Source organism: Cryobacterium sp. Sr3 (assembly GCF_004402835.1).
Taxonomy (GTDB): Bacteria; Actinomycetota; Actinomycetes; order Actinomycetales; family Microbacteriaceae; genus Cryobacterium; species Cryobacterium sandaracinum.
Genome location: NZ_SOFA01000022.1, coordinates 21,233 through 47,400, shown reverse-complemented (window position 1 = coordinate 47,400; position 26,168 = coordinate 21,233). Strand labels below are relative to the sequence as shown.

Sequence of the window (26,168 nt, the reverse complement as noted above, 5' to 3'; positions counted from 1 at the left end):
TCATCGGCGCAGCTCCAGGGTGCAGCACTTCACGCCTCCTCCACCGAGCAGCAGCTCGGACAGGTCGACCCCGATCGGGTTGAAGCCGCGGGCGCGCAGTTGGGCCTCGAAGCCCTTCGCCCGCGCGGCGATGACCACGTTGTAGCCGTCGGAATAGGAGTTGAGGCCGAGGATGGCCGCGTCCTCCTCGGCGACGATGATGGCGTCCGGGAATCGCTCGCGCAGGATGGCCAGGCTCGGCTCGTCGAACGCGCTCGGCAGGTAGGCGATCTCGCCGTTGCCCGTGGCCGGCGACGCGTCGAGCACGGCGATGGCCGTGTCGAGGTGGTAGAAGCTCGGATTGATCAGGTTGAGCGTGATCACGGGGCGGCCGTAGATCGCCGACACCTCTTCATGGCTGTTCGAGGCGCTGCGGAACCCGGTGCCCGCGAGGATCACGTCGCCCACGAGCAGGAAGTCGCCCTCGCCCTCGTTGATCTCCGCCGGCACGCGCACGTCGAAGCCGTTGGCGCCGAACCAGTCCATGTAGGCCGGACCTTCCGGCTGGCGTTCGGCGTAGGTGAAGGCCGCGCCGTAGGAGATGTTGTCGATGACGAATCCGCCATTGGCCGCGTAGACCATGTCCGGCAGGCCGTCGACGGGTTCGATCAGGTGCACGTCGAAGCCGAGGCCGACATAGGTGTCGTGAAGCGTTTGCCACTGGGCGACGGCGAGCGCGGTGTCCGTCGGGATGGCGGGATCCATCCAGGGGTTGATGCGATAGACGACGGAAAAGAATTCGGGCTTGCACATCAGCACGGTGCGCTTGACGGGCGTGCGCACGGGAAGGGCCGGCGAGACGAGCTCGTCCAGGTTCGGGGCGGTGAGGTTGGTCGACATGGTGACTCCTTCGGCGGCCATCCGCCCCCTTCGGGTGAGGTCGGCTGGCGGGGTGGATGGCGGACCAGGTCACTCACGAGAGCTCTGCCGGCACGAAACGCCTGGGCAGAGACGCCATGCTTAGTCTCACACAGCACGAATCGGATGTGCACCCCACTCTGCGCCGAAAACGTGCGCGCGTCCGGCCCCTCACGCAGTTTTCCGCCACAACGGGCGATGACGGATGCCGCACGTCCGCCCGCTGGTCCGCTCGCCACGGCGCAGCTATCCAGTGAATTGCGCTATCGGGCGCGGGTTTTCTGCGTTAATGAGTGCGCCAGCGCAACGATGCCCCCTAGACTCTCGGCATGGACAACCTCGACCGTGGCATTCTCGACCTGCTCCGCCAGAACGCCCGGGCGGGATACGGCGATATCGGCTCGGTCGTCGGACTCTCGGCGTCGGCCGTGAAACGCCGAGTCGACCGGCTCGTGGCCGACCGCGTCATCCGCGGTTTCACCATCCAGGTGGATCCGGCCATCGACGGCATGAGCACCGAGGCCTACGTCGAGCTGTTCTGCCGCGGCACCGTGGCGCCCGAGGAATTACTGCGCATCCTGTCCGGGGTGCCAGAGGTCGTGGACGCCGGAACCGTCACGGGCAGCGCCGACGCCATCGTGCACATCCGGGCCCGGGACATCCCCGGTCTGGAGGCGGCGCTGGAAAAGGTGCGTTTGGCACCCAACGTGGACCACACCCGCAGCGCGATCGTGCTCTCCCGGCTGATTCACCGCTCCGCCGAGTAGCCGCCCGGCTCCCAGCAGGATCGGACCGGCCGGCGCCGAGGACATCAGCGCGGCGCGTGTCGCTAGCCCGGCACCGGGACGGGGCGCCGGGTCACGGGGGCCAGCAGGTGGATCAGGGCGACCGCCGCGATCGATCCGGCGCAGAGGATGCCGGCAAGCACCACGATCTGGAACCGCCCTGCCTCGAGCGGCGAGGCTCCACCGAAAATCGCTCCCACGAAGGCTCCGGGCAGCGTGACCAGCCCGGTGGTCTTCGTCTGGTCGGTCGAGGGGATCAGGGCGAAGTACACCGCGCGGCAGGCCAGTTCTCGGGTGGACTGGCGCGGGGTGGCGCCGAGGGCCAGCCAGCCCTCGACCTCCTCCCAGTGCTCGGTCACGCCCTCGGTGAAGCGCCGGCCGGAGAGCGTGGCGATCGACATGGCGTTGCCGATGATGATGCCGCCGAACGACAACACGTAGCGCGGCGTGAACTCGAGCGCGCCGGTGCCGAAGACCACGAGGAGGGTGACCATCACGCCCAGGCCCATCGAGGCGGCCACCCAGGCCGCGTGCCGCCGGGTGGCGCCGATCCGGCGGGTGACCGTGCCGACCGCAGCGGTGAACATGACCGCCAGACCCACGCCGACCCAGAACGGGTCGGAGATGATGCCGCTGAGGATCAGGCTGATCGCGGCGAGCTGCAGGGCGCCGCGCAGCACGGCGAGGGCCGGTGCGAACGGATGCGGCACCCGGTAGCCGCGCAGCACCAGCGTGACGATCGCGATGAGCAGCGCGATCCCGAGCAGGGTCGGCGCCAGTCCGGCCAGCTGGGCGGGGAGGTCGCGGGGCCAGGTCACGTGACGAGCCTAGCGAGCCGCCGCGCCCGGCAGGCCCCGGTGATCGGAATCCGTCAACGACTGGGCTCCGTCAGCGCGCGGAAGGGGCGCTGGCGATCGCACGGACGGCCCTGGGCATCCGTTGAGGCCGCCAGTGCCCGAGAAAGCTAGCCGTCGTACGAGGCGGCGAGGCGGCGGAAGCCCTCATCGAGGCTCACCGCGGGCGTCCACCGCAGCTCGGACCGGGTGCGGCGCTGGTCGAACCAGTGCGCGGTCGAGAGCTGCTCGGCCAGGAACCGGGTCATCGGCGGCTCGTCGGCGCCCGGACGGATGCGCCAGGCCGCCTCGATCAGCGCCCCCGCACCGCGGGCAACCCCGGCCGGGACCCGCCAGGCCGGCGCCGGCACGCCGGCGGCCCGGCACATGCCCGCGAGCAGTTCGGCGACCGGCCGCGGCTCCCCGTTCGTGATCACGTAGGAGCGGCCGTGCACGGCGTCGGCCTGATCGAGGGCTGCCGCGATGGCCGTGGCGGCGTTGTCGATGTAGGTGGTGTCGATCAGGGCGGCGCCGTGGCCGAGCAGCGGCAGGCGTCCGGCGCGGGCACGCTCGACGATCCGGGCCACGAGCTGGGTGTCTCCCGGGCCCCAGACCAGGTGCGGCCGCACGGCGACCACGCGCAGGGCGGCCGAATCCGCGGCGAGGGCGACCAGTTCGGCCTCGGCCTTGGTGCGGGCGTAGGGACCGCGGGCTTCGGCCGGGTCGGCCGGCTCGGCGTCGCTGCCGACAATGGATGCCCCGGTGTGGGCGACCGAGGGCGACGACACGAAGACGAAGCGGGAGGCTCCGGCATCCGCGGCCGCGGCCAGCAGGGTGCGCGTGCCGCCCACGTTCACGGCGGCGAACTCGGCCGGGCTGCCGGCCAGGGACACCTTGGCGGCCAGGTGCACGACCGCGTCCATTCCGGTGACGGCGCGCCGGGCCTCGGCGGGCGCGGTGACCGAGCCGAGTAGGTCGGTCACGCCGGGCACGCCCGACGGGCGCCGCTGGAAGGCTCGCACCTCGTGTCCGGCGGCCGCGATCTCGGCCGCGACGGCCCGGCCGAGGAAGCCGCTGGCCCCGGTGACAAGCACCCTCACGGCAGCACCGTCGGCGAAAATGTGCTGCGCGGGTGCTGCGTCGCTGCGCGCGTGGCGTGCCGGCAGCGGAGGGGCGCAGCCTGCGCGTGACGCGAGAGGCGCCTCACGGGCGGGTCATCCGCGCGCCGGATAGGATGCCGCCGGCCCAGCGCCCCAGCCGGGTGCGGTCGATCTTCGAGTTGTGACGGATGTCCGTGGGCAGGTGCGGCACGACCAGCACCGCGGCCAGCGGCAGCCCCGCGACGGCACGCACGGCGGCGGCCAGCCCGGGGTCGGCCAGCGCGACCCGGCGGGTCGGCGTGCGGGTCTCGACCACGGCGACCACCTGCTGGGTGCCGGTCGGCCCAACCCCGACGACGGCGGCCCGGGCCACCGCTGCGACGGACTCGATGCGCTGCTCGGGACCGACCGGGGTCACGACGCCGGTCGCCGTCGTGATCACATGCGGCAGGCGCCCTTCCACCCAGAGGCGTCCGGCGTCGTCGAAGTGCCCGACGTCGCCCGTGCGGTGCCAGCGTTCACCGGGCACGGCGCCGCTGCGGGCGGCCCGGTCGGTCAGCCACAGGCGGTCGTAGTGGTCCTCGACGTGCGGCGCGGAGACCACGATCTCGCCGGTGACCCCGGCGGCCTCCGACAGCTCGCCGGTGGCGTGCCCCTGGGCGTCGAGGGCGCTCGTGCGGATGCGCGTGGTCGCCGTCGCGCGGCCGACGCAGACCCCGCCGGGGCCGGCCGGGGCATCCGTCGCCGTCGCGGCAGAGGACAAGGCAGACGGCGAGACCCCCGGCGTGGTCGCCGTGGCCATCGCCTCGCGGATGCCGTCGAGCGAGATGTCGGCCATCAGCAGCCCCTCGGTCATGCCGTAGGGCGTGTGCGCGGAGGCCGACGGCATCAGCCGGGCCGCGGCCGCGAGCAGTGGCTCGGAGACGGGGGCACCAGCGGAGAGAAAGCTCGACACGCCGGCGAGGCTGACATGGTCGGCGGCGGTCAGGCTGCCGGCGGTGGCCACGACGTTGGCCAGCGCGGCCGGCGACAGGAATACCACGGTCGCGTCGATGGCGGCGACCGCGGCGGCGACGGATGCGGCGGTCAGGGTCTTCGGCTTCGTCACGTCCATGTCCGGGGTCACCGAGCGGGCGCCGAGGGCCGGGCCGAGCAGCGCGAACGGGGCGAAGCCGGCCACCAGGCCGGTGCCGCGGCCCACGCCGTACTGCGCGAACAGCGCGTGGCTGACCGCGGCGAGCTGGCCGTGCGTGTAGACGACGCCCTTGGCCGGCCCGGTCGAGCCGGAGGTGAACAGCACGGCGGCAGTGTCTCCGGGTTCCGGCGGCGGCGGAAGCTGCTCGTCCCCGCCGAGCGCGATCAGCTCGGTGAGGGTGGCGGAGATGTCGAGGGCGCGCATGGCGGCGCGGGGAAACCGCGCCACGGAGATCTTCTGGCCGGGCCAGTCGAGGGCCCGGGCGGCGAGCAGCCCGGGGGCGGCGCCGATCACGTGGTCGGGGCGCGCGCCGCGCACGGCGCGGGTCAGCCCGCGTAGGCCGAGACCGGCATCCGCGACCACCACGACCGCGCCGATCCGCACGCAGGCGTAGAGCACCGCGGTCAGGTCGGCGCCGGGTGGAACGAGCAGCGAGACCCGGTCGCCTTTCCGCACGCCGATACGATCGAGGCCGCAGGCGAGCTGCCGCACCCGCCGGGAGAGCAGGCGCCAGCTGACGACGCGGGGTGCGCCGCCCCCGGGCGGGGCCATGTCGATCAGCGCGGTCTCGTCGCTGTTCTGCAGTTCGTCCAGATAGTGCCAGAGCGGATGCCGCTCGCCGGCCGCCCAGCCGTCCACACCCTGTTCGACCGAAACGGCAACCTGAGGGGCAGCGGAGGAAGCGGCGGAGGCGGCAGCGGCGATTGCAGCGGCAGGCACCGCGCGGTCGCCGAGCCAGGTCAGGGCGGCCGCGGCGTAGTCGACGTCTTCCATGACGAGATGCCCGGCACCCTCGAAGCGATGCACGTCCGCGTGCGGCAGGCGGTCCACGAGGTCGTCGAGGTAGCGATCGCTGAAGATCGGGTCGGTCGGGCCCCAGAGCATCAGGGCCGGTACGGTCAGGTCGCGGATGCCGCCGGAGATGCGGGCGATTTCGGCCGCGCTTTCGTGTGCGCCATGCACCGGGATGTCGGCGACGAACGCGCCGATCCCGCCGCGGCGGGCCGCGCCGCGGTAGGGCGCGCGATACGCCTGCTTCACCGCGGCCGGAAGCGGCGGGTGCGCCAGTGCCAGTGTCGTCTCCAGAAACGCCGGCGTGGCCACAGTGCCGGAGCCGAGCACGCTGCTCCGCAGGGCCAGCCGCAGCGGGGCCGGCACCGGCGCATCGCTCGGCTGGTGCACGGCCGTGTTCAGCAGCATGACCCCGGCGAGCACGTCCGGGTGGTCGACGGCCCAGCCGAGCGAGATCGACCCGCCCCAGTCGTGACCGAAGGTGACCACCGGGCCGGCCAGGCCGAGGGTGTCGGTGAGCTCGCCCAGGTCCCGCACGCGCGTGGCGAGCGGGCGCACCGCGCCGCTTCGCTCGGAGAAGCCCATCTCGAGCTGGTCGACGGCGATGACGCGCCAGGCCTCGCCGCCGTGACAGGCCGCATCCGTCGCCGCCGTGACGAACTCGCGCCACAGGTAGGACCAGGTGGGGTTACCGTGCACGCAGAGCACCGTGCCCACGGGGGTGACGCCCAGCTCGGCGAGACGCTCCGCGTTGTCGAGCAGGTGCCAGGTGCGGGTGACCGGATGCCCGGAGGCGGTCGACACGACCGGCACCAGGCGCGAGAACGCGGCATCGAGCCCCGACAGGCCGGCCGGAGGCAGGGACGCGGGCGCCGGCGTCGCCGCGGCGCGCGGGAGACGGTAGGACACGGGGGCAGAGCCGCGCTTCACCAGGCGAGTTCCATCATGGCCGTGTTCAGGCCACTGCCGACGCCCATCAGCAGCACCCGGTCGCCGGTCCTGAGCCGCGCGGCTTCCTCGGCCAGGGTGATCGGGATCGACGCGGGCCCCACATTGCCGTACAGCGGGTAGGTGAGCGGCACCCGGCTGCGGTCCAGCCCGGTCGCCTTCACGATCGCGTCGGTGTGCACATCCGATACCTGGTGCAGGATGTACCGGTCCATGCCCGACCAGTTCCAGTCGCGTTTGGCCTCGGTCCAGGCCGAAACGACGAGCTCCATGCCACCCTTGAGCAGCGCCTTGGCGTCGGTGAACATGCCGTCGACGCTGCCGACGCAGAGGCCGTTGAACTCGGTGGCGGCGCGGGTCACGCCGCCGAGGATGCGGTGCCCCTCCGGATGCGCGTCGGCCCGACCGAGCACGGCCGCGGCCGCGCCGGAGCCGAGCGTCAGGCTCGCGAACTCGCTCATGAAGTCCTTGCGGTTGATGTCCGGGCGGCCGAGGCGCTCGATCGTGTTGGTCTGGATCTCGTCGGCGTCCTCCCCGTCGATGATCACGGCGTACTGCACCTGGCCGGAGTCGATCAGCTGTGCGGCCAGGGTCATGCCGTTGACGAAACCGAGGCAGGCGTTCGCGATGTCGAAGTTCGTGGCCGAGGAGGGCAGGCCGAGGCCGTGGTGGATGCGCACGGCCACCGAGGGCTCGAGGTGCTTGCGGGTCACCGAGGTGTTGATCATCAGGCCGACCTGGCCCGGTTGGATGCCGGCGGCGGCCAGGGCGCGCGTGCCGGCCGCGACGGCCGCGTCGTCGAAGGCCTGGCCGGGCGCCCAGTTGCGGCGCTCGTGCACGCCCGCCACCCGCTGGAGCAGGCCGCTCGGCAGCTTCAGCCGTTTGAGGGCCGGCTGCAGGCGACGATCGATGTCCACCGAGGTCGTGACCTGCGGGGCGAGCTCGGTCGCCACCGACAGCAGGGCGACATTGCGGTGCGTCGTCGTTGCGTTACCGTCCAACTGTGGATCCCCTGTCGAATTGCAGCAGTGGTCAGCCGCGCCTCGATCATTGTGCACCAGAAGCCTGATCGTTGTCCGCACTCCTGCTGGTGCAGTCGACCGCAGACTGCGGCCACCAAAGTCCTATTTTAGCCTTGTGGTCGACCGCCGTCGCACGGGCCGCAGCCCGGCCCCTAGATGATCCCCTCGGAGAGTGTGCTCGGGTTGCCGAAGCGGTGCGCCGTGATCGAGATCGCCTGCTCGCGCAGGAACGGGAGCAGCTCGACCCGGCCGGCCTGGGTGACGGGGTGTGCGTACACCGCGATGTCCGGGCTGCCGCCGAGCGCGTGGGCCAGGCGGGAGGCCTCCGCCTGCGCCCCTGTCAGGCGGTCCCCGCCGATCAGGCGCACCCGGCTGGTGCGGATGCCACCGGCCTCGGCCCGCTGCAGCCATTCGTCGTCGCTCTCGACCGAGACCGCGATCTCGCGCTCGGCGAGCACGTTGCGCACCATCGGCGGCACCGGGATGGCGCTGGAGACCTCGAACGACGCCGTCGACAGGGTCGCGGCAATGATCACGCGCAGCAGGTCGGCGAGGGTGCCGGCCTCGGTCAGGCGCACGGTGACGGGCAGCGGGCGGTAGCGGAACAGGTTGCGTTCGAGACCGAGGTCTGAGACGTCCCTGACCGCGCCGAACTCGTCGCGCCAGGCCAGCGCGTCACTCAGCGCCGACCGGCGCAGCACGTCGAAGTCCGCGTAGTCGAGCACGGTCTGCGCCGCCTCTATCAGGGCGGTGACGGTTTGGTCGAGGCCGCGCAGGTGGAGCGTCGAGCTGTTGCGGCCGGCTTCGCTCACCCAGCTGCCGAACCCGTACAGGTAGTTCGGGCCGCCGGCCTTGGTGCCCGGTCCCACGGCCGAGCGCTTCCAGCCGCCGAAGGGCTGGCGCTGCACGATCGCGCCGGTGATGCCACGATTCACGTAGAGGTTGCCGGCCTCGATCGTGTCCAGCCATTCGGTCAGCTCGGCCGGGTCGAGCGAGTGCAGCCCCGAGGTGAGGCCGTAGTCGACCGCGTTCTGGAAACGGATGGCTTCCGCCAGGTTGCGGGCGTGCATCACTCCGAGCACGGGCCCGAAGAACTCGGTCAGGTGCACGTAGGAGCCGGGCAGCACCCCGGTGCGGATGCCCGGCGACCAGAGGGTGCCGGACTCGTCGAGCTGCTGGGGCTCGACCAGCCACTTTTCGCCGACGCCGAGCGTGGTGAGGGCGTGGCGCAGCTTGCCCTCGGCCCGCTCGATGATGGGGCCCATCTGGGTGACCGGGTCGGAGGGGCGGCCGACGCGCAGGGAGGTCGCGGCATCCGTCAACTGACTGATGAAGCGCTCCGATTTGGCGACCGATCCGACCAGGATGACCAGGCTCGCGGCCGAGCACTTCTGCCCGGCGTGCCCGAAGGCGCTTTTGATGACATCGGCGGCGGCGAGGTCGAGGTCGGCGGAGGGAGTGACGATGATGGCGTTCTTGCCGCTTGTCTCGGCCAGGAGGGGCAGGTCCTCGCGGAAGCTGCGGAACAGCTGCGCGGTCTCGTAGCCCCCGGTCAGGATGACGCGGTCGACGGCCGGGTGCGAGATCAGGCGGGTACCCAGTTCCCGGTCGGCGAGGTCCACGAGCACGAGCAGGTCGCGCGGCACGCCGGCTTCCCAGAGCGCCTCGACCATGACCGCGCCGGAACGCTGGGCGAGCTTGGCGGGCTTGACGATGACGCCGGAGCCGGCCGCGAGGGCGGCGAGCACGCCGCCGGCGGAGATGGCTACCGGGAAATTCCACGGCGGGGTGACCACGGTCAGCTTCGAGGGCACGAAGATCGCACCCTGCACGGCGTCGAGGTCGCGGGCCCGTTCGGCGTAGTAGTGGGCGAAGTCGATCGCCTCGCTGACCTCGGGGTCACCCTCGGCGATGGTCTTACCGGTTTCGGCGGCCATCACCTCGATCAGGCGGTCGCGGTTCGCGGCGAGCGCGAGCCCGGCCCGGTGAAGCACTGCGGCGCGCTCCGCTCCGGTGCGCTGCCCCCAGGCGGCGCCGCAGGCCGCCGCGGCCTCAATCAGGCGGTCCAGCTCGGCCGGGTCGCTGACCCGGGCGTCACGGATGGCGTCCAGCCCGAGCGTGGAGGTCTCGACCCGGCTCAGGATGTGACGACCCCAGGCCCGGTTCGCGGGCAGGGACGGGTCTGTGTCGGGTTCGTTGTGGAAACCGGGGTGCGGCAGGCTCTCGACCGAGCCGCGGGTGAGCCCGAGCACGGCTGCGGTGAGCCCGACGCCGGACTCGTCGCCGAATTCATCCTCGTCATCGCCGGATTCGCTTGCGGGTACCTCGCCGCGGCCGGCTGCATCGAGCTGGGTGACCTGGGTACGGTCCTGGCGGCGGTTCGGCTGTGGGACGACCGCGTCGAGGCCCGCGAGAGAGGCCAGGAACCGCTCCTTCTCGCGGTCGAAGAGCTGCGGGGAACTCGTCAGCTCGAACACCGCCGACATGAAGTTGTCCTGGCTGGCGTTCTCCTCGAGGCGGCGGATCAGGTAGCTGATGGCCACGTCGAATTCGGCCGGGTTCACGACGGGCGTGTAGAGCAGGAGGCGGCCGACGTCGCGGCTCACGGCCTCGGCCTGGCTGGTGGCCATGCCCAGCAGCATCTCGAACTCGACCCGGTCGTCCACGCCGCGCTTCGTGGCCAGGAGATGGGCCCAGGCCACGTCGAAGAGGTTGTGGCCGGCGACGCCGATCTTGACGGCATCCGTGTTCTGCGGGGTGAAGGCCCAGTCGAGCACGCGCTTGTAGTTCGTGTCACTGTCCTGCTTGGTGGAGTAGGTCGCCAGCGGCCAGTCGTGCACGGCCGAGTCGACGTGTTCCATCGCCAGGTTGGCGCCCTTGACGACGCGCACCTTGATCGGGGCTCCGCCCGCGGCCCGGCGGCCCTGCGCCCAGTGGGTAAGACCCTGCAGGGCCCCGAGGGCGTCGGGCAGATAGGCCTGCAGCACGATGCCGGCCTCCAAGTGCAGCAGCTGAGGCTGGTCGAGGATGCGCTCGAACACCGCGATGGTGAGGTCGAGGTCGCGGTACTCCTCCATGTCGAGGTTGATGAACTTGGCCCCGGTGGTGGAGCCGCCCCCGGTGGTCGAACCGCCCCCCGCCGCCAGCTCGTAGAGCGGGGTCAGGCGTTCGACGACGCGGTCGACGGCCTCGTCGAAGGACCACATCGACAGCTGGCTGGCGATGGAGGAGACCTTGATCGAGACGTAGTCCACGTCGTCGCGGGCCAGCAGGGCGCGGGTTCCCTCGAGGCGGCGCAGCGCCTCCTTCTCCCCGAGCACGGCCTCGCCGAGCAGGTTGATGTTGAGCCGGTTGCCGGACTCGCGCAGGTGGGCGATCGCCGGACCGAGCTTCTCGGGCGTGGCGTCCACGACCAGGTGCCCGACCATCTGGCGCAGCACCTTTCGCGCAGCGGGGATGACCACCCAGGGCACCACCGGGCCGAGCACGCCGCCGAGGCCGATGGCCGCGCGCAGGTAGGAGGGCAGGAAGCCGGGCGCCTGTTTTGCAACCTTCTGCAGGTTGTAGCCGGCGACCATGAGGTCTTCCGGGCGCATGACGCCGTCGACGAAGCCCACGGTGAAGTCGAGCCCGTTCGGGTCTTTCAGCACGCCGGCGAGGCGCTGGGCCGACAGGTCGGCGGGGATCGTGGCGCTCTCGGCGAGCCACTTCTGCACGAGGGCGACCACATCGGCGCTGAGATCGTGCTGCACGGATGGAGTGGAGTTGGTCATGGTCACGAGGCTAGTTCTTTCGTTCACGGCGGACGGCTGCTCTCAGTGTGAGGTTTCCGTTCCTTTAGCAAAAGCGAATCTTTATGATCGATATTGATTAGCATTTATGATCAGTATTGAGACGATCGAGGAGGGTGACGGATGCTGGATGTGCGCCGACTGCGTCTGCTGCACGAGCTCAAGATCCGCGGCACCCTGGCGGGAGTCGCTGAGGCCCTCGCTTACAGCCCGTCCGCCGTGTCGCAGCAGCTTGCGCTACTGGAGAAAGAGGCCGGGGTTTCCCTGTTGCAGAAGGTCGGGCGCCGGGTGCGGCTCACCCCGCAGGCCGAGGTTCTGGTGCTGCACACGACCTACCTGCTCGAACGGCTGGAACTGGCCGAGGCGGAGATGACCGCGTCGCTGACGACCGTGTCCGGCACGGTGCGCGTGGCCCTGTTCCAGTCCGCGGCGCACGCCCTCATCCCTCAGGCCCTCACGTTGCTCGCCGAGGAGTTCCCCGAGCTGCGGGTCGAGGTCACCGAGCGCGAGCCGGAGCGCGGCCTGTTCGAGGTGTCTGCGCGCGATTTCGACCTCGTGCTCGCCGAACAGTATCCCGGGCACACCCGGGTGCACTGGCCTGACCTGGACCGTGTGAACCTGGCGACGGATGCGCTCCGGCTGGCCGTTCCGCCCTCGCGCGGCGGCCGCGCGGCGGCAGCGTCGCTCGCCGACGCCGCCGATCTGCCCTGGGTGATGGAGCCGGAGGGAACCGCCTCACGGCACTGGGCGACCCAGCTCTGCCGGTCGGCGGGATTCGAGCCCGACGTGAGGTTCGAGACGGCCGACCTGATCGCGCACATCCGCCTGATCGAATCCGGCAATGCCGTCGGCATCCTGCCGGACCTGATCTGGGCCGGGAAGATGCCGACCGTCCGCGGTGTCGAGCTGCCCGGCGGGCCGCTACGCACCGTCTTCTCCTCGGCCCGGCGCTCGAGTGCCAGCCGACCGGGCGTGCTCGCCGTGCGCGACGCCCTGGCCCGCGCCGTGGAACTGGTAGCCGCCCCGGTGACAGGCTGACCTTCCCCGGCTTTGATCGTTGAACGGGCGCGTCCGGCGGCTCGCGTCGACACCCGTGAACGGAGCCCCACCATGACGAAGCCAACCGCTGTGCTCGCCTTCGCCGCCGTCGCCCTCGCGCTGGGCCTGACCGGATGCTCCACCGGCACCGACGGCTGCAACCGGCTCGTCGGCACCTGGTCGATGAGTGGCGACGCCGACGAGCTCGGCGCGCTCGAACGTGCCGACTGACCCGGCCGGGCGGGCAAGCTGCGCGGGCCCGACGCCCCGGGCTGGTCTCGGTTCCTGAGTAGTCTCGGTGCATGAGCGAACCCACACACGATGTCGTGATCATCGGCGGCGGACACAACGGCCTGACGGCCGCCACCTATCTGGCCCTGGCCGGCAAAAGCGTTCTCCTACTCGAGCAAGGCGAACACGTCGGAGGCGCGGCCATCTCCGCCCCGGCCTTCCCCGGCGTCGACGCGCGGCTCTCGCGCTACTCCTACCTGGTCAGCCTGCTCCCGCAGCGAATCATCGACGAGCTCGGTCTCGAGATCGGGCTGGCCCGGCGCCGGTACTCCTCGTACACCCCCGATCCGGCCGACACCCGAACCGGACTCCTGGTCGACCGCGGCGACGAGCCGGCCACCCGCGCCAGCTTCGACCGGGTCGGCGCGGCCGCCGATTTTTCCGCCTGGAATGCCTTCTACCGTGACACGGAGAGCGTTGCCCGGGCGCTCTTCCCCACCGTCTGCGAGCCGCTGCCCACGCGCTCGGAGGCCAGGACCCTGCTCGGAGACGACATGCTTTGGGAGCAGTTCTTCGAGCGGCCGCTCGGCGGCGCGCTCCGTGATCGCTTCCAGAACGACCTCGTGCGCGGGGTGGTCGCCACCGACGGCCTGATCGGCACCTTCACGTCGCTGGACAGCGCGGAGCTCGACGCGAACCGCTGCTTCCTGTACCACGTCATCGGCAACGGGACCGGGGACTGGGACGTGCCGGTCGGCGGCATGGGCGCCGTCTCCGGCGAGCTGGAGAAGGCCGCCCGGCAGGCCGGCGCCCGGATCGTGACGGAGGCCGAGGTCACCGGCGTCACGCCGGAGGGCGAGGTGAGCTACCGGCACGGCGGCGCCCTGCGGGTCGTTCAGGGCCGGCACGTGCTCGCCAACGTCGCCCCGTGGGTGCTGCGGGGTCTCCTCGGCGAGGCCGCGCCGGCATCCGTGCGCCCCGACGTCGAGCCGGGTGCCGGCCCGAGTGCCGGGCCGAGCGCGGGGCCCGACGCCAAACCGGAGGGCGCGCAGGTCAAGGTGAACCTGCTGCTCCGCCGACTGCCGCTGCTGCGCGACGAGGACGTGTCCCCCGAGGCCGCGTTCGGCGGCACCTTCCACATCAACGAGACCCTGACGCAGCTGGAGAGCGCCTACGACCAGGCCGACCACGACGGCTTCCCCGAGCTGCTGCCCTGCGAGATCTACTGCCACTCGCTCAGCGACCCGAGCATCCTCTCCCCCGAGCTCGTCGCCGCCGGCGCGCAGACCCTCACGGTGTTCGCGCTGCACGCCCCGCACCGCTGGCTCACCGAGGAGAACAACGACGTCAGCCGCGACCGGCTGCAAGCCGCCGTTCTGGCGTCGCTGAATTCCGTTCTGGCCGAACCCATCGAGGACCTCTTGCTGAGCGATGCCGCCGGCCGGCCCTGCATCGAGACGAAGACCACGCTCGACCTGGAGCACGCCCTCAACCTCCCCGGCGGCAACATCTTCCACGGTCCTCTGGAATGGCCGTTCCTCGAGGACGACGCGCCGCGATCCACCGCGGCCGAGCGTTGGGGGGTGGCGACGGAGCATCCGCGGATTCTGATCTGTGGGGCGGGCGCCAGACGCGGCGGCGGCGTCAGCGGCATCGGCGGTCACAATGCGGCGATGGCGGTGCTCGAGGGGTAGGCGCCGGGTCCCGGCCGGAGGGTGTGGCTGTTGATCCCCGCCCGGAGAAGGGCATAGTTTTGTACTGAGGCCCGTGCCTCACTCACCGTGGAGGTTCGCATGTCATTCAAGCCAACCGGACGCCTTGCCTATCGCGAAGACGGTCTGTACCTCATGCTCGACCGGCTCTTCAGCGCGTCGAAGGACGACGTGTGGGCGAGCGTGAGCCGGTCCGCCGGTCTCCACGGCTGGATCGGAACCTACACGGGCGCTCCCGAGACCGGCGCCGTGCGATTCAAGTTGGACGAAGCGGATGCCGAGTGGGAGTACGTGAGCATTATCAAGTGCATCCCGCCGAAGCGGTTCACCGCCGACATCGGCGAGGGTGCCGCCGCCCGGCACGTGATTCTGCACCTCGTCGAGGGGGCGGGGATGACCACCCTCACCTTCGGCCAGCGCCTGCACTCCGCCGCGGAGGCCGCCACCGTCGGCCCGTTCTGGGACTACTACTTCGACCGTCTCGTTGCGGCGCGCACCGGCCAGCCGATACCCGCCCGGACCCACTACAAGCCCCACGTCGAGTATTACAGTGAGCTCATCCCGCCCAAGAAGGCCACCGAACCCACCGTCTAGTCCTGATCGATTGGTTGTGTCGCTCGCGGAGGATCAGAGCTGATCGCCCCGCGTGGACGCTGGTCGCCCGCGTGGACGCTGGTCAGCACAGGCGCCACGCCAGACCCGGCGTCGAACCAATTCGACGGAGATTCTCGGGTAAAACTGCATTTCCGTACTGTTTCGGGTTGATTCGGGCAGAATCTCCGTCGAATTCGTTCGGGCTACGGGCGAGGGTGCCGCAGGACCCTGGGCTCGGCTGACACGGCAGACACGGCGCGTGGCGCTCCCACTCAGGTCCAGTGGCTGGGGGCGGCGGCGCGGGTGGCGGGCATCGCGACATCCGCGCTCCACTCGAGCAGCCAGGCCGGCACCGTCACGTCCTCGGGCACCGCGCCCACGGCGTCGACGAGCTCGTCGATGCCCACGACCCCTCCGCTGCGCTTCAGGAACCGTCCGCGGATGAAGCCCTGCGCGTAGATCTCCGGGGTGCCGTCGGCGTCCGGCCGCACGAACCGCTGCTCCACGTAGACGGCCTTCTCGTCGAAGCCCAGGATGCGCGACTCCACCGTGAACTTCTGGCCGAGGGTCAGCGACTTGCGGAAACTAATCGTCTCCGACACCACCACCGGGTACCAGCCGCGCTTCAGGAAGATCGCCCAGATGCCGGTACGGTGCAGCATGTCGAAGCGGGCGATGTCCATGATCGACAGGTATACGCCGTTGTTCATATGCCGAAGGATGTCCTGGTCGGTCGGCAAAGTGATGAACCGGGTGCTGGCCACGTCGTAGTGGCCCAGGCGCGGGCCGAAGCGGGAGAGGACGGAGTGCAGGAGGGTGCGCCAGAGCATGTGCATCTTGAGAGGCTAGCCACCGGCGGTGCCGGGGCGCATTCTGCTGCCGCGAGCCACAAGCATCCGGGCCCGCACGACCGGAACCTGCACGATTACCACAGTGCCTCCGGTTGAGCGTGCCCGTTCCGCGGGTCACTCTCGACCGGACCAGGCACACTCGCGACAGCGGATGCCCCGGACTCCCGGCCGGGTTAACCTTTCGTATATGGTCCCATTGCCCAACCTGCTGACGTTCGCGCTGGCATCCGTCGCCCTGATCGTGCTGCCCGGACCCACCGTGCTGTTCGTGATCGGGCGGTCCCTGGCGCTCGGACGCCTCGGCGGCCTGCTGAGCGTGCTCGGCAACGCCCTCGGGCTGATCCCGGCGGTCGCGGCCGTCGCGCTTGGCCTCGGCGCAATCGTGACCGGGTCGATCGTGGTGTTCACGACGATCAAGTTCGCCGGCGCCGCGTACATCGTCTACCTCGGCGTGCAGGCCATCCGGCACCGGCACGCGGCCGCCCGGAGCATCGGTCTGAGCAGCGTGCCGAAGACGAAGTGGCGCCTGCTGGCCGAGGGATCGGTCGTGGGGATCAGCAACCCCAAGTCGATCGTGTTCTTCGTGGCCGTGCTGCCCCAGTTCGTGGACTACTCGGCCGGGGCCGTCCCGCTGCAGCTGCTGACCCTGGGCCTTGTGTTCGTGCTGCTTGCCCTGCTCGGCGACAGCGTGTGGGCCCTCGCGGCAGGCTCGGCCCGCGATTGGTTCGCCTCGTCCCCCCGCCGCATGGAGCACCTCTCCGCGGGCGGCGGCGTCATGATGATCGGCCTCGGCGGCGTGCTCGCCGCCACGGGCGCCCAAGCCTGACCTTGCCCCCGGTGGTCGACCGCGGTTCCGATATCGGCCCCGAAAGTCGGGCCTGTCGGACCCGGTGAGCCGATGTCCGAAGGTTTCTCTGCGGCCCGCATCCGTCGCGGCGCACCCGGTGGAAGCTGGCGGACCGTAGAACATGCGCCGGCTTCCACAGGGTGCGCCATGAACGTTCTAGGCGACGGTTGCGACGGCCGCGAGCGGCACCCCGGCGACGCGGCGCACGAAGGCACCCAGGCGGCGGTAGACCTCTTGCGATTCCGGATGTGCGGCGTCCTGCTGCCAGGTGTGGCGCGTGTTGGTCTGCTTCCGGTCGTAGATCAGCGCGTCGACCGCGATGGAGCGCCGGCGCAGCGCAGCGATGAAATTGAGGTTCGCCCGGTAGAAGTGGTCACGCTCCGAGGTGGTCACGAACTCCGGCGGGAACCTGCGCTCGAGCCACTCGATCGGGGACATGAACCGGGCCGCGGTACGCAGCACGACCCCGCGGCCGCGCTCCGGCAGCAGCATCCGCAGAAGATTCAGGCTCAGCACGAATCCGCGCTCGAACATCACCGAGATGTCGGCGATGTTCGAGCGCGATCCGGTGGGGATCCCCGCCGAACTCCTCGATGTGGCGGGCCACCCAGCGCAACACCTCGTTGCCGTCGTCCAACATGTGCTTCAGCTGGAAGCGCGTCGCCATCCGGTAGTTCGCGTTGACGACGATCATGCCGTTGACCGCCTGGCTGGCCGCGTACTCCGTCAGCGGCGCCTTGTCGCCCGTGGACAACCTCGGAAGACCTCAGCTCAGGGGTTGTGGGCGGCTCCTCCGTGCACACCCGTGGCCTCGAGCACCGCGCGCGCCAGGGTGTGGAAGTGCAGGTTGAACCCCAGCACGGCCGGCGTGGAGTCCGGGTCGATGTCGAGCCGGGCCACATCGACCGCGTGCACGATGAACTGGTACCGGTGCGTGCCGGTGCCGGCCGGAGGGCTCGCGCCGACGAAAGCCGACTGACGGCCTTCATTGGGCAGGGTCACGGCACCCCTCGGCAGCAGCCGGCCGCCCGGAGCGCCGGCGTCTGCGGGCAGGGCCACGCAGTCGGCCGGCAGGTTGACGACCGCCCAATGCCAGAATCCGGACCCGGTCGGAGCGTCCGGGTCGTACAGGGTCACCGCGAAACTCTTCGTGTCGGCCGGGAATCCCGACCACTCCAGGTGCGGGGACAGGTTCCGGCCGCCGGAGCCGGTACCGTACTGCGCCGCGGTGAGGGGCACTCCGTCGGTCATGTCCGTGCTCGTCAGCGTGAATAGCGGTACAGCGCCGAACCGGGCGAGAGGATCGTTCTGGGCCATTGGGCCTCCAATTGGTTGCCAGAAGCTTAGCCAGCCGGCCACCCGGCCCGCGCCCCCCACCCAAGCACCCACCCGGATATCAGCCGATTACCAGCTGGCGAACTCGGTAAAATGGCGCGGTGGCTATTCCGAAGATCCTGCTCTATTACGTCTTCACCCCGCTGGCCGACCCCGGGGCCGTGCGTCTCTGGCAGCGAGACCTGTGCGAATCGCTGGGCCTGCGCGGGCGAATCCTGATCTCCACCGACGGCCTCAACGGCACCGTCGGCGGCGATCTTCCCGCGATCAAGCGCTATCTGCGCAAGACTCGGGACTACGCCCCGTTCAAGAATCTCGACGTCAAGTGGAGCGAGGGCACCGGGCTCGATGAGCAGGGTTTGAGCCTCGACTTCCCCCGGCTGGTCGTGAAGGTGCGGGATGAGATCGTGAGCTTCGGCGCACCCGGCGAGTTGCGCGTCGACGCCGGCGGCGTGGTCGGCGGCGGCGCCAAGCTCTCCCCGGCCGAGCTGCACGCCCTCGTCGGTGAGCGAGGCGACGAGGTCGTTTTCTTTGACGGCCGCAACGCGTTCGAGGCCGAGATCGGCCGCTTCCAGAACGCGATCGTGCCGGATGTCGCCAACACCCGCGAGTTCGTGGCTGAGCTGGAGAGCGGCACGTACGACCACCTCAAGGACAAGCCCGTCGTCACCTACTGCACCGGCGGCATCCGCTGCGAGGTGCTCAGTTCCCTGATGAAGGAGCGCGGCTTCGGCGAGGTCTACCAGCTTGACGGCGGCGTCGTGCGCTACGGCGAGGCCTTCGGCGACGACGGCCTCTGGAACGGTTCGCTCTACGTCTTCGACCAGCGGATGTCGCTGGACTTCAGCGACCATACCGCCATGATCGGGCGCTGCTTGGTGTGCGGTGAACCGACGAAGAATCTGCTCAACTGCCGAGATCCCTCCTGCCGGGAACAGCTCGTCGTCTGCCCGGGCTGCGTCGCTGCCAAGGCCCCGGCGTGCGCGGCCCACGCCACCGCCCACGCTGACGCGCACACCCGGGCCTGACCGGCCGCGGTGCGCCCTCTCGCAGATGCCGACATGCTACTTCCCCGGGGCAGGAGGCGGGGCTGTGATTGGATGCACTGTGACCTTTGATGCGCAGACGATCCGACCCAGCTTTCCCGCCCTCGCCACCGGCACGGCCTTCTTCGACGGCCCGGGCGGCACCCAGACCCCTCTGGCGGTCGGTTCCGCGATCGCGTCGACGCTGACCGGTCCGCTCTCGATCCGGGGAACCGGAAGTACCTCCCAGCAGAACGCGGAGGACGCCGTCACCGGGTTCCGGAGCGCCATGGCGGATCTGCTCGGCGCCGAAGAACGCGGAATCGTCTACGGACGCAGCGCCACGCAGCTGACCTACGACCTGGCGAACGCCCTGTCCGCCGGATGGGGCCCGGGCGACGAGGTCGTGGTCACCCGGCTCGACCACGACGCGAACATCCGCCCGTGGATGCAGGCCGCCGACCGGGCCGGCGCCACGGTGCGTTGGGCGGACTTCGACCCGGCCACCGGTGAGCTGAGCGTCCCGGACATCGCCGCGGTCCTCAGCGAGCGCACCCGGCTGGTAGCCGTGACCGCCGCCTCCAACCTGATCGGCACCCGCCCGCCCGTGGCGGCGATCGCCCGGCTCGCACATTCCGTCGGCGCGCTCCTCTACGTCGACGGCGTGCACTACACGCCGCACGCGTCGGTGGACGTCGCGGCGCTGGGAGCGGACTTCTTCGTCTGCTCGGCCTACAAGTTCTTCGGTCCGCACTGCGGGATTCTCGCTTCCGCGCCCGCGCTGCTCGAAACGATATATCCCGACAAGCTGGTGCCCTCGAGCGACCAGGTGCCCGAGCGTTTCGAGCTGGGCACGCTCCCCTACGAGACGATGGCGGGGGTCACGGCTGCCGTCGAATTCCTCGCCGGCCTCGGCGACGCCGCGCCGGCCGGGGCCTCTCGGCGGGAGCGCCTGATCCGCTCGTCCCAGGCTCTCGAACACCACGAGGAGACCCTGCGCGGCAAACTGGAGGCCGGCCTGGCGGAGCTGCCGGGGGCGCGACTGCACTCGAGGGCTGCCGTGCGCACACCCACCGTGCTGGTCACGTTCACCGGCCACGACACCGCGGATGCGTCCCGCCACCTGTGCAAGCAGGGCATCCTCGCCCCCGCCGGCTCGTTCTACGCCCTCGAAGCCTCCCGGCACCTCGGACTCGGCGACCGTGGCGGCCTGCGGATCGGCCTCGCCCCCTACAACACCGTCGATGAGGTGGCCCGGCTGCTCGCCGCACTGAGCGTCTTCCTCCGCGTCACCTGACCCGGTCGTCTCCGCCCCTAGGCTGGAACCAGATCCCAGAGATCGACTATCAGCGCGGGACTACCAGCAACGAAGGGGGAACGGATGCCGGTCGGCGCGGTCATCGAGTTCAGCAACATCACCAAGACGTTCGGCAACGTCACCGCGGTGGACAACCTGTCCTTCACCGTGGAGCCCGGCCGGGTCACCGGCTTTCTCGGCCCCAACGGCGCCGGAAAGACCACCACGCTGCGCATGCTGCTCGGGCTGGTCGCGCCCACGTCCGGCACGGCCACCATCGACGGCATCCGCTACCGTGACCTGCCGCGCCCGCTGCAGACCGTCGGGGCCGCCCTGGAGGCAGCCAGCTTCCATCCCGGCCGCAGTGCCCGGAACCACCTGGCGGTCTACGCCATCGCGGCGGGGCTGCCCTCCGCCCGCATCGACGCGGTGCTGCACACGGTCGGCCTCGGCGCACACGGCGCCCAGCGTGTCGGCGGCTTCTCGCTCGGCATGCGGCAGCGGCTCGGCCTGGCCTTCACCCTGCTCGGCGACCCCGGCGTGCTCGTGTTGGACGAGCCGATCAACGGGCTCGACCCGGAGGGGATCAAATGGATCCGCGGCTTCCTCCGCACCATGGCCGACGAGGGGCGCACGGTCCTGGTCAGCTCCCACCTGCTCTCCGAGGTGCAGCAGAGCGTCGACGACGTGATCATCATCGCCGACGGAGCCCTCGTGCACCGAGGCACCCTGTCGAGCCTCGAGACCGAGGCGGCGCCGCGCATCCTGGTCGACTCCCCCGACCGCACTGCTCTTGAGGCCGCCCTCAGCCAGGCCGGCATCGAGTTTTCCACCGGGCGCACCGGGTTGTTCGCCGCTGCGCCCGACCCGGCCCTGATCGGCCACATCGCGTTCTCGGCCGGCGTGGAACTCAGCGCTTTGCACCGGGAGAGGAAGGGGCTCGAGGAGGCATTCCTCGCCCTCGTGAACGGCCACGCAAACGGAAACGGAGGCGAGTCGCGATGACGTCCTTCAGCCGCGCCCTCGGTGCCGAGTTCGCCAAGCTCGGCACAACGCGCCTGTGGTGGGTCCTCGCCGCGGTCATGTTCGGTTATATCGCCCTGCTCGCCGGCGGCCTCTCGGCGCTGTTCGCGGGGATCGAGAGCGGCGCGATCAGCCCGGATGCCGCCGGTACCGGATCCCAGGGACTCGCCGGGTTCGGCAGCCTCCCACCCCTGATCTACAGCTTCGCGTCATCCGTCGGCTATGTCTTCCCGGTTCTGCTCGGGGCCCTCGCCACCACGGGCGAATTCCGGCACCAGACCCTCACCCCCACGTTCCTCGCCAATCCCAGGCGGGCCCAGGTGCTCGGGGCCAAGACGATCGCTCTCTTCGTGGTCGGCGCGGTCTTCGGGGTCGTCGCGCTGCTCGCATCCGTCGGCGTCGGCGCGCTCGTCATCAACGCGTTCGACGTCGACCCGCTGCTGGCCGATAGCGCTACCTGGGCGCTGATCGGCCGCACGGTGCTCGCCATGGCCATCTGGTCGACCATCGGTGTGGGCCTCGGCGTGCTCGTGCATAGCCAAGTAGCGTCGATCGTCATCGTGCTCGCCTTCACCCAGTTCGTCGAACCGCTGCTGCGCTTCGCATCCCTGTTCACCGACGTGACGCGAGGGATCGGCAACTACCTGCCGGGGGCCGCCTCCGATGCCCTGGTCGGCGCGAGCTTTTTCACCCTCGCCGCGCCGGGAGGCACCCCGGCGGCGCTGCTCGAGTGGTGGCAGGGCGGGCTCGTCCTCCTGGCCTACATGCTCGCCGCGACCGTGATCGGCTATGCGGTCAGCTGGAAGCGCGACGTCACCTGACCACCTGACCCGAACGCCCGCGTAGTCTCGACGCATGGGTATTGAGACTGAGTTCCGGGCCATCGTCGTCGACCGCATCGAAAATGCCGAGGGCCGGAAGACGCAGAGCGCGGCCATTCGCGTGGTTGACGACGGCTTCCTGATGGCCGGCGACGTCACCATCGCGGTCGAGTACTCAAGCATCAACTACAAGGACGGGCTCGCCCTGATGGGCCGCCCCGGGGTCGTGCGCGCCTGGCCCCTGGTCGCCGGGATCGACCTGGTCGGAACGGTCGAGCAGAGCGCCGACCCGCGCTGGTCGGCCGGAGACCAGGTCATCCTCAACGGGGCCGGTCTGAGCGAGACGCACCACGGCGGGTTGGCCGAACGGGCCCGCGTGTCGGGGGGCTCCCTGGTGCGGCTGCCTAACGGTATCAGCGCCGTGCGGGCCGCCGCGATCGGCACGGCCGGGTTCACCGCCATGCTGTCCGTGCTTGGCCTCGAACGGGGTGGGGTCACGCCGGAGTCCGGTGCCGTGCTCGTGACCGGCGCTGCCGGCGGGGTCGGCAGCGTCGCCGTGGCACTGCTCGCCGCCCGCGGCTTCCAGGTGCACGCGTCAACCGGCCGCATCGATGAGCTCGGGGACTACCTGCGCGGGCTCGGTGCCGTCGAACTCGTCGATCGCCGCACCCTCAGCGAGGCCGGCAAACCGCTGCAGGGCCAGCGCTGGGCCGGGGCCGTCGATTCGGTCGGCAGCGCCACCCTCGCCAACGTCCTCGCCCAGACGAACTACGGCGGAGTGGTCACCTCCTGCGGCCTGGCCCAGGGGGCCGACCTTCCGGCCACGGTCATGCCCTTCATCCTGCGCGCCGTCAGCCTGATCGGGATCAATTCGGTCGAGGCTCCGCTCGCCCAGCGCGAGGAGGCCTGGCAGCGCCTCGCCTCGGACCTCGACCTGGGCCTGCTCGACCACCTCACCCAGGTGATCCCGCTGGAGGCGAGCTTCGATGCCGCCGCGGGCATCCTCGCGGGCACCATGCACGGTCGAACCGTCGTCGACGTGCGCCGCTAGCACGCGACTCCGAGGCTGCGGCTGCGGCTGCCGCTGCCGCTGCCGCTGCGGCTTAACGTCGTCCCGAACGAATTCGACGGATACAGCAGGGGAGCCGAGATTTTGCTCAAAACAGGCCCTAAACATCCGTCTCAGTCCGGAATCGGTAGAATCTCCGTCGAATCGGTTCGACAGCGGACGTGCTCGACCAGTGGGACGGTCAACCGCCGAGCTTGAGCGACGCGATCAGGTCCGGGGCGTGGTTGGTGGTCAGGATCACCCGGGAGAACTCGTCGTCAATGAGGTCGATCACGACCGCCTGGCGCTTGCGCTTGATCGCCAGGAAGTCCTTGCCGCCGCGGAACTTCCAGGTGCCCACCGCGACCACCAGGGGCAGGCCCACCCCGGGAGAACGGATCCCGCGGATCCAGATCCACGGGTCATCCGTGATCGTCACCGAACGGATGTTCCCGCGCGGCACGACGATGTCCTCGCGCCGCAGGGCGAGGGTCTTCTCCGCTTTCGTGAGGTGGATCTCAAGCCGGTCAGGGTGAACGCGGAGGGAAGCCATGCGTCTAGTCTGCCTGTTCCGGGACGAAATCCACCTGTCGGAACCTCACAAAGGAATAACTCCCGGGTGTACGGGTCACACCTGCGGGTCACACCTGCGGGGTCGCGGCGGCCGCGGCCTTCGCTGCGGCAGGGAGGGCGTCAAGGATCCAGCCGACCGCGCGCTCGTCGTGGGCGTTGGAGACGAACCAGGCCTCGAACACGGACGGCGGCAGCGAAACGCCCTGATCCAGCATGGAGTGGAAGAACGGACCGTAGCGGAACGTCTCCTGGCGCTGCACCTGAGCGTAGTTCCGAGGCGCGCTGGCGGCGGCTTCGGCACCGAATACGAAGCTGAACAGGTTGCCGGCCCGCTGCACGCTGTGCGCGACACCCTCGGCCGAGAAGGCGGCGGAGACGGCCTCGGAGAGCAGCAGCGCGGTGGCGTCGATGCGCTCGTAGACGCTCTCGTCCAGGGCCCGCAAGGTGGCGATGCCGGCGGCGACCGCCACCGGGTTCCCGGAGAGCGTGCCGGCCTGATAGACCGGGCCGTTCGGAGCCAGGAAGTCCATCACGTCGGCGCGACCGCCGAGGGCCGCCACCGGCAGGCCTCCGCCGATGACCTTGCCGTAGGTGAACAGGTCCGGCGTGTAGTCCGCCTGCCCCTGGCCCACGGTGTCCAGTCCCCAGTAGCCGGCCGGATGCACCCGGAAGCCGGTGAGGACCTCGTCGATGATGAGGAGCGCGCCTTGCTCGTGCGCGAGGGCGGTGAGCGCGGCGTTGAAGCCGGCGTCGGGAGCCACGACACCCATGTTCGCCGCCGCCGCCTCGGTGATCACGGCGGCGATCCGGCCCGGGTGCGCCTCGAAGGCGACTCGTACGGCATCCAGGTCGTTGTACGGCAGCACGAGGGTCTGCGCGGCCGTCGCTGCCGTGACCCCGGCCGAGCCGGGCAGGGCCAACGTGGCCAGGCCGGACCCTGCCTGAGCCAGCAGTCCGTCCGAGTGACCGTGGTAATGCCCGGCGAACTTGATCAGCAGGTCGCGACCGGTGAAACCGCGGGCCAGACGGATGGCCGTCATGGTGGCCTCGGTGCCGGTCGAGACCAGGCGCAGCTTCTCGACCGCGCCGACGCGTTCCTCGATCAGTTCGGCCAGGATGGTCTCGCCGGGCGTAGAGGCACCGAAGGACAGGCCGAGCGCGGCGGCATCCTGCACCGCCTGCACGACCTCCGGGTGGGCGTGGCCGAGGATGGCCGGGCCCCAGGAGCTGACCAGGTCGACGTATTCACGCCCGTCCGAGTCGGTGACGTAGGCGCCCTTCGCTTTCACCAGGAACAGCGGGGTGCCCCCGACCGACCGGAAGGCCCGAACGGGTGAGTTCACTCCGCCGGGGATGGCGCGCTGCGCGCGGGCGAAGAGATCGTCGTTGCGGGACATCATCGGGCCTGTCTTTCGTTGAACCAGGTGGCCAGTTCGACCGCCCAGTAGGTGAGCACGGCGTCCGCTCCGGCGCGACGGATGCTGAGCACGGACTCCTCGACGGCCCGGCGGCGGTCGATCCAGCCGTGGGCGGCTGCGGCCTCAATCATCGCGTATTCACCGGACACCTGGTAGGCCCAGACCGGAACGTCACTGACGGCGGCGACCTCGGCGAGCACGTCGAGATAGCTGCCGGCGGGCTTCACCATCACGATGTCGGCGCCCTCCTGGATGTCGAGCCGGGCCTCGCGCACGCCCTCCCGGCGGTTCGCCGGGTCGAGCTGGTAGCTGCGCCGGTCACCGTCGAGGGTTGACTCCACCGCGTCGCGGAAGGGACCGTAGAAGGCCGAGGCGTACTTGGCCGAGTAGGCGAGCACGGCCGTATCGACGTAGCCGTTCTGGTCGAGCGCCTGGCGCACGGCGGCAACCTGGCCGTCCATCATTCCGCTCAGGCCGAGTAGCTGCGAGCCGGAGGCCGCCTGCACGAGCGCCATGTCGCAGTAGCGCTCGAGGGTGGAATCGTTGTCGACGCTGCCGTCTGCGCCGACCAATCCGCAGTGGCCGTGGTCGGTGAACTCGTCGAGGCAGAGGTCGGTCTGCACGACGAGGGCGTCGCCGACCTCGTCGGCCAGCGCGCGGGTGGCGGCGTTGAGGATGCCGTCGGGATCGGTCGCCCCGGAGCCGACGGCGTCGCGCACGGTCGGCACCCCGAAGAGCATGACGCCGCCGATGCCCGCTCCCGCGGCCTCGGTCACCGCCCGCCGGGCGCTGTCAATGGTGTGCTGAACCACCCCGGGCATCGACTGGATCGGCATCGGGTCGCCGCTGCCCTCCCGCACGAACATCGGAAGAACCAATTCGGAGGGGTGCAGACGGATTTCGCTGGCCAAGCGACGGAGCGCGGGAGTGGTGCGCAACCGTCGCGGGCGGATGACGGGGTTTATCACCCGTCAATGCTACGTCGCCGGGCC

At 70.5% G+C, this 26,168-nt stretch carries 23 protein-coding genes; 11 read left to right on the top strand and 12 right to left on the bottom strand.

Going from position 1 to position 26,168, the window contains the following annotated elements; genetic code table 11:
* Positions 1-792, bottom strand: a complete 792-nt coding sequence (ddaH, locus tag E3N94_RS05080) for a dimethylargininase (protein ID WP_233191239.1) — start codon at positions 790-792, stop codon at positions 1-3.
* Between the two features lie 434 nt (positions 793-1,226).
* On the opposite strand from ddaH, the gene E3N94_RS05075 reads away from it, so the two are divergent.
* Complete coding sequence (locus E3N94_RS05075; protein ID WP_104099917.1) at positions 1,227-1,664, top strand: Lrp/AsnC family transcriptional regulator; 438 nt, start codon at positions 1,227-1,229, stop codon at positions 1,662-1,664.
* 62 nt (positions 1,665-1,726) lie between these two features.
* Here the strand turns inward: E3N94_RS05075 and E3N94_RS05070 are convergent, their stop codons facing one another.
* The 5 genes from E3N94_RS05070 to E3N94_RS05050 all read right to left on the bottom strand — a co-directional run bounded on the left by E3N94_RS05070 (position 1,727) and on the right by E3N94_RS05050 (position 11,345).
* Positions 1,727-2,500, bottom strand: coding sequence for an ABC transporter permease (locus E3N94_RS05070; RefSeq protein WP_174720184.1), 774 nt, complete (start codon positions 2,498-2,500; stop codon positions 1,727-1,729).
* Positions 2,501-2,646: 146 nt separating this feature from the next.
* On the bottom strand, positions 2,647-3,615 hold the full coding sequence (locus E3N94_RS05065) for an NAD-dependent epimerase/dehydratase family protein (protein WP_134415332.1): 969 nt from the start codon (positions 3,613-3,615) through the stop codon (positions 2,647-2,649).
* Between the two features lie 103 nt (positions 3,616-3,718).
* Positions 3,719-6,532 (bottom strand): alpha/beta fold hydrolase, encoded by a 2,814-nt coding sequence (locus tag E3N94_RS05060; protein ID WP_241977357.1) that lies wholly within the window; start codon positions 6,530-6,532, stop codon positions 3,719-3,721.
* On the bottom strand, positions 6,529-7,551 hold the full coding sequence (locus E3N94_RS05055; RefSeq protein WP_104099919.1) for a 3-oxoacyl-ACP synthase III: 1,023 nt from the start codon (positions 7,549-7,551) through the stop codon (positions 6,529-6,531). Before E3N94_RS05055 ends, E3N94_RS05060 begins: the two co-directional genes overlap by 4 nt.
* Before the next feature lie 173 nt (positions 7,552-7,724).
* Entirely contained in the window at positions 7,725-11,345 is a 3,621-nt protein-coding gene (locus tag E3N94_RS05050) for a bifunctional proline dehydrogenase/L-glutamate gamma-semialdehyde dehydrogenase (protein ID WP_134569915.1), read from the bottom strand.
* A 141-nt stretch (positions 11,346-11,486) separates the two neighbouring features.
* Here E3N94_RS05050 and E3N94_RS05045 point away from each other — a divergent pair, with 141 nt between their 5' ends.
* From E3N94_RS05045 to E3N94_RS05035, 4 genes are all read left to right on the top strand, one after another.
* Positions 11,487-12,401, top strand: a complete 915-nt coding sequence (locus E3N94_RS05045) for a LysR family transcriptional regulator (protein WP_104099920.1) — start codon at positions 11,487-11,489, stop codon at positions 12,399-12,401.
* 72 nt (positions 12,402-12,473) lie between these two features.
* Complete coding sequence (locus E3N94_RS16465) at positions 12,474-12,632, top strand: hypothetical protein (protein WP_166785361.1); 159 nt, start codon at positions 12,474-12,476, stop codon at positions 12,630-12,632.
* Positions 12,633-12,703: 71 nt separating this feature from the next.
* Complete coding sequence (locus tag E3N94_RS05040) at positions 12,704-14,326, top strand: NAD(P)/FAD-dependent oxidoreductase (protein WP_134400984.1); 1,623 nt, start codon at positions 12,704-12,706, stop codon at positions 14,324-14,326.
* Positions 14,327-14,425: 99 nt separating this feature from the next.
* Positions 14,426-14,938 (top strand): hypothetical protein, encoded by a 513-nt coding sequence (locus E3N94_RS05035; protein WP_104099922.1) that lies wholly within the window; start codon positions 14,426-14,428, stop codon positions 14,936-14,938.
* A gap of 272 nt (positions 14,939-15,210) precedes the next feature.
* On the opposite strand, the gene E3N94_RS05030 is transcribed toward E3N94_RS05035, so the two are convergent.
* Complete coding sequence (locus tag E3N94_RS05030; RefSeq protein WP_104099923.1) at positions 15,211-15,774, bottom strand: thioesterase family protein; 564 nt, start codon at positions 15,772-15,774, stop codon at positions 15,211-15,213.
* Between the two features lie 202 nt (positions 15,775-15,976).
* Between E3N94_RS05030 and E3N94_RS05025 the strand changes: the two genes are divergently transcribed.
* Positions 15,977-16,615 carry a LysE family translocator gene (locus E3N94_RS05025; protein WP_134400983.1) on the top strand — a complete coding sequence of 213 codons (639 nt, stop codon included), beginning with the start codon at positions 15,977-15,979 and terminating at the stop codon, positions 16,613-16,615.
* A gap of 177 nt (positions 16,616-16,792) precedes the next feature.
* On the opposite strand, the gene E3N94_RS05020 is transcribed toward E3N94_RS05025, so the two are convergent.
* Both E3N94_RS05020 and E3N94_RS05015 read right to left on the bottom strand, forming a co-directional pair.
* Positions 16,793-17,170, bottom strand: coding sequence for a hypothetical protein (locus E3N94_RS05020; protein ID WP_241976749.1), 378 nt, complete (start codon positions 17,168-17,170; stop codon positions 16,793-16,795).
* Between the two features lie 237 nt (positions 17,171-17,407).
* Complete coding sequence (locus tag E3N94_RS05015) at positions 17,408-17,953, bottom strand: YbhB/YbcL family Raf kinase inhibitor-like protein (RefSeq protein ID WP_104099926.1); 546 nt, start codon at positions 17,951-17,953, stop codon at positions 17,408-17,410.
* Positions 17,954-18,072: 119 nt separating this feature from the next.
* Here E3N94_RS05015 and E3N94_RS05010 point away from each other — a divergent pair, with 119 nt between their 5' ends.
* From E3N94_RS05010 to E3N94_RS04990, 5 genes are all read left to right on the top strand, one after another.
* Positions 18,073-18,999, top strand: a complete 927-nt coding sequence (locus E3N94_RS05010; RefSeq protein ID WP_134569914.1) for a rhodanese-related sulfurtransferase — start codon at positions 18,073-18,075, stop codon at positions 18,997-18,999.
* 79 nt (positions 19,000-19,078) lie between these two features.
* Positions 19,079-20,293: a cysteine desulfurase-like protein gene (locus E3N94_RS05005; protein ID WP_104099928.1), complete on the top strand. Its 1,215-nt coding sequence runs from the start codon at positions 19,079-19,081 to the stop codon at positions 20,291-20,293.
* Positions 20,294-20,377: 84 nt separating this feature from the next.
* Positions 20,378-21,298, top strand: coding sequence for an ABC transporter ATP-binding protein (locus E3N94_RS05000; RefSeq protein WP_104099929.1), 921 nt, complete (start codon positions 20,378-20,380; stop codon positions 21,296-21,298).
* Positions 21,295-22,137, top strand: coding sequence for an ABC transporter permease (locus E3N94_RS04995; protein ID WP_134342529.1), 843 nt, complete (start codon positions 21,295-21,297; stop codon positions 22,135-22,137). Before E3N94_RS05000 ends, E3N94_RS04995 begins: the two co-directional genes overlap by 4 nt.
* Before the next feature lie 34 nt (positions 22,138-22,171).
* Positions 22,172-23,188 (top strand): MDR family oxidoreductase, encoded by a 1,017-nt coding sequence (locus tag E3N94_RS04990; RefSeq protein WP_134342528.1) that lies wholly within the window; start codon positions 22,172-22,174, stop codon positions 23,186-23,188.
* A 199-nt stretch (positions 23,189-23,387) separates the two neighbouring features.
* Here the strand turns inward: E3N94_RS04990 and E3N94_RS04985 are convergent, their stop codons facing one another.
* The 3 genes from E3N94_RS04985 to hemB form a co-directional block, all read right to left on the bottom strand.
* Complete coding sequence (locus E3N94_RS04985) at positions 23,388-23,738, bottom strand: hypothetical protein (protein WP_104099932.1); 351 nt, start codon at positions 23,736-23,738, stop codon at positions 23,388-23,390.
* An 88-nt stretch (positions 23,739-23,826) separates the two neighbouring features.
* Complete coding sequence (gene hemL / locus E3N94_RS04980; RefSeq protein WP_134401036.1) at positions 23,827-25,155, bottom strand: glutamate-1-semialdehyde 2,1-aminomutase; 1,329 nt, start codon at positions 25,153-25,155, stop codon at positions 23,827-23,829.
* Positions 25,155-26,144: a porphobilinogen synthase gene (gene hemB, locus E3N94_RS04975; RefSeq protein ID WP_134342527.1), complete on the bottom strand. Its 990-nt coding sequence runs from the start codon at positions 26,142-26,144 to the stop codon at positions 25,155-25,157. The genes hemL and hemB overlap by 1 nt, the downstream gene beginning before the upstream one ends.
* Positions 26,145-26,168: the final 24 nt, after the last annotated feature.

What these genes read in the sequence shown, in the direction of transcription:
- ddaH (WP_233191239.1), bottom strand. Translation starts at nt 792, where the DNA reads ATGTGCAAGCCCGAATTCTTTTCCGTCGTCTATCGCATCAACCCCTGG.
- E3N94_RS05075 (WP_104099917.1), top strand. Translation starts at nt 1,227, where the DNA reads ATGGACAACCTCGACCGTGGCATTCTCGACCTGCTCCGCCAGAACGCC.
- E3N94_RS05050 (WP_134569915.1), bottom strand. Translation starts at nt 11,345, where the DNA reads ATGACCAACTCCACTCCATCCGTGCAGCACGATCTCAGCGCCGATGTG.
- E3N94_RS05045 (WP_104099920.1), top strand. Translation starts at nt 11,487, where the DNA reads ATGCTGGATGTGCGCCGACTGCGTCTGCTGCACGAGCTCAAGATCCGC.
- E3N94_RS16465 (WP_166785361.1), top strand. Translation starts at nt 12,474, where the DNA reads ATGACGAAGCCAACCGCTGTGCTCGCCTTCGCCGCCGTCGCCCTCGCG.
- E3N94_RS05040 (WP_134400984.1), top strand. Translation starts at nt 12,704, where the DNA reads ATGAGCGAACCCACACACGATGTCGTGATCATCGGCGGCGGACACAAC.
- E3N94_RS05035 (WP_104099922.1), top strand. Translation starts at nt 14,426, where the DNA reads ATGTCATTCAAGCCAACCGGACGCCTTGCCTATCGCGAAGACGGTCTG.
- E3N94_RS05030 (WP_104099923.1), bottom strand. Translation starts at nt 15,774, where the DNA reads ATGCACATGCTCTGGCGCACCCTCCTGCACTCCGTCCTCTCCCGCTTC.
- E3N94_RS05025 (WP_134400983.1), top strand. Translation starts at nt 15,977, where the DNA reads ATGGTCCCATTGCCCAACCTGCTGACGTTCGCGCTGGCATCCGTCGCC.
- E3N94_RS05020 (WP_241976749.1), bottom strand. Translation starts at nt 17,170, where the DNA reads ATGTTCGAGCGCGGATTCGTGCTGAGCCTGAATCTTCTGCGGATGCTG.
- E3N94_RS05015 (WP_104099926.1), bottom strand. Translation starts at nt 17,953, where the DNA reads ATGGCCCAGAACGATCCTCTCGCCCGGTTCGGCGCTGTACCGCTATTC.
- E3N94_RS05000 (WP_104099929.1), top strand. Translation starts at nt 20,378, where the DNA reads ATGCCGGTCGGCGCGGTCATCGAGTTCAGCAACATCACCAAGACGTTC.
- E3N94_RS04995 (WP_134342529.1), top strand. Translation starts at nt 21,295, where the DNA reads ATGACGTCCTTCAGCCGCGCCCTCGGTGCCGAGTTCGCCAAGCTCGGC.
- E3N94_RS04990 (WP_134342528.1), top strand. Translation starts at nt 22,172, where the DNA reads ATGGGTATTGAGACTGAGTTCCGGGCCATCGTCGTCGACCGCATCGAA.
- E3N94_RS04985 (WP_104099932.1), bottom strand. Translation starts at nt 23,738, where the DNA reads ATGGCTTCCCTCCGCGTTCACCCTGACCGGCTTGAGATCCACCTCACG.
- hemL (WP_134401036.1), bottom strand. Translation starts at nt 25,155, where the DNA reads ATGTCCCGCAACGACGATCTCTTCGCCCGCGCGCAGCGCGCCATCCCC.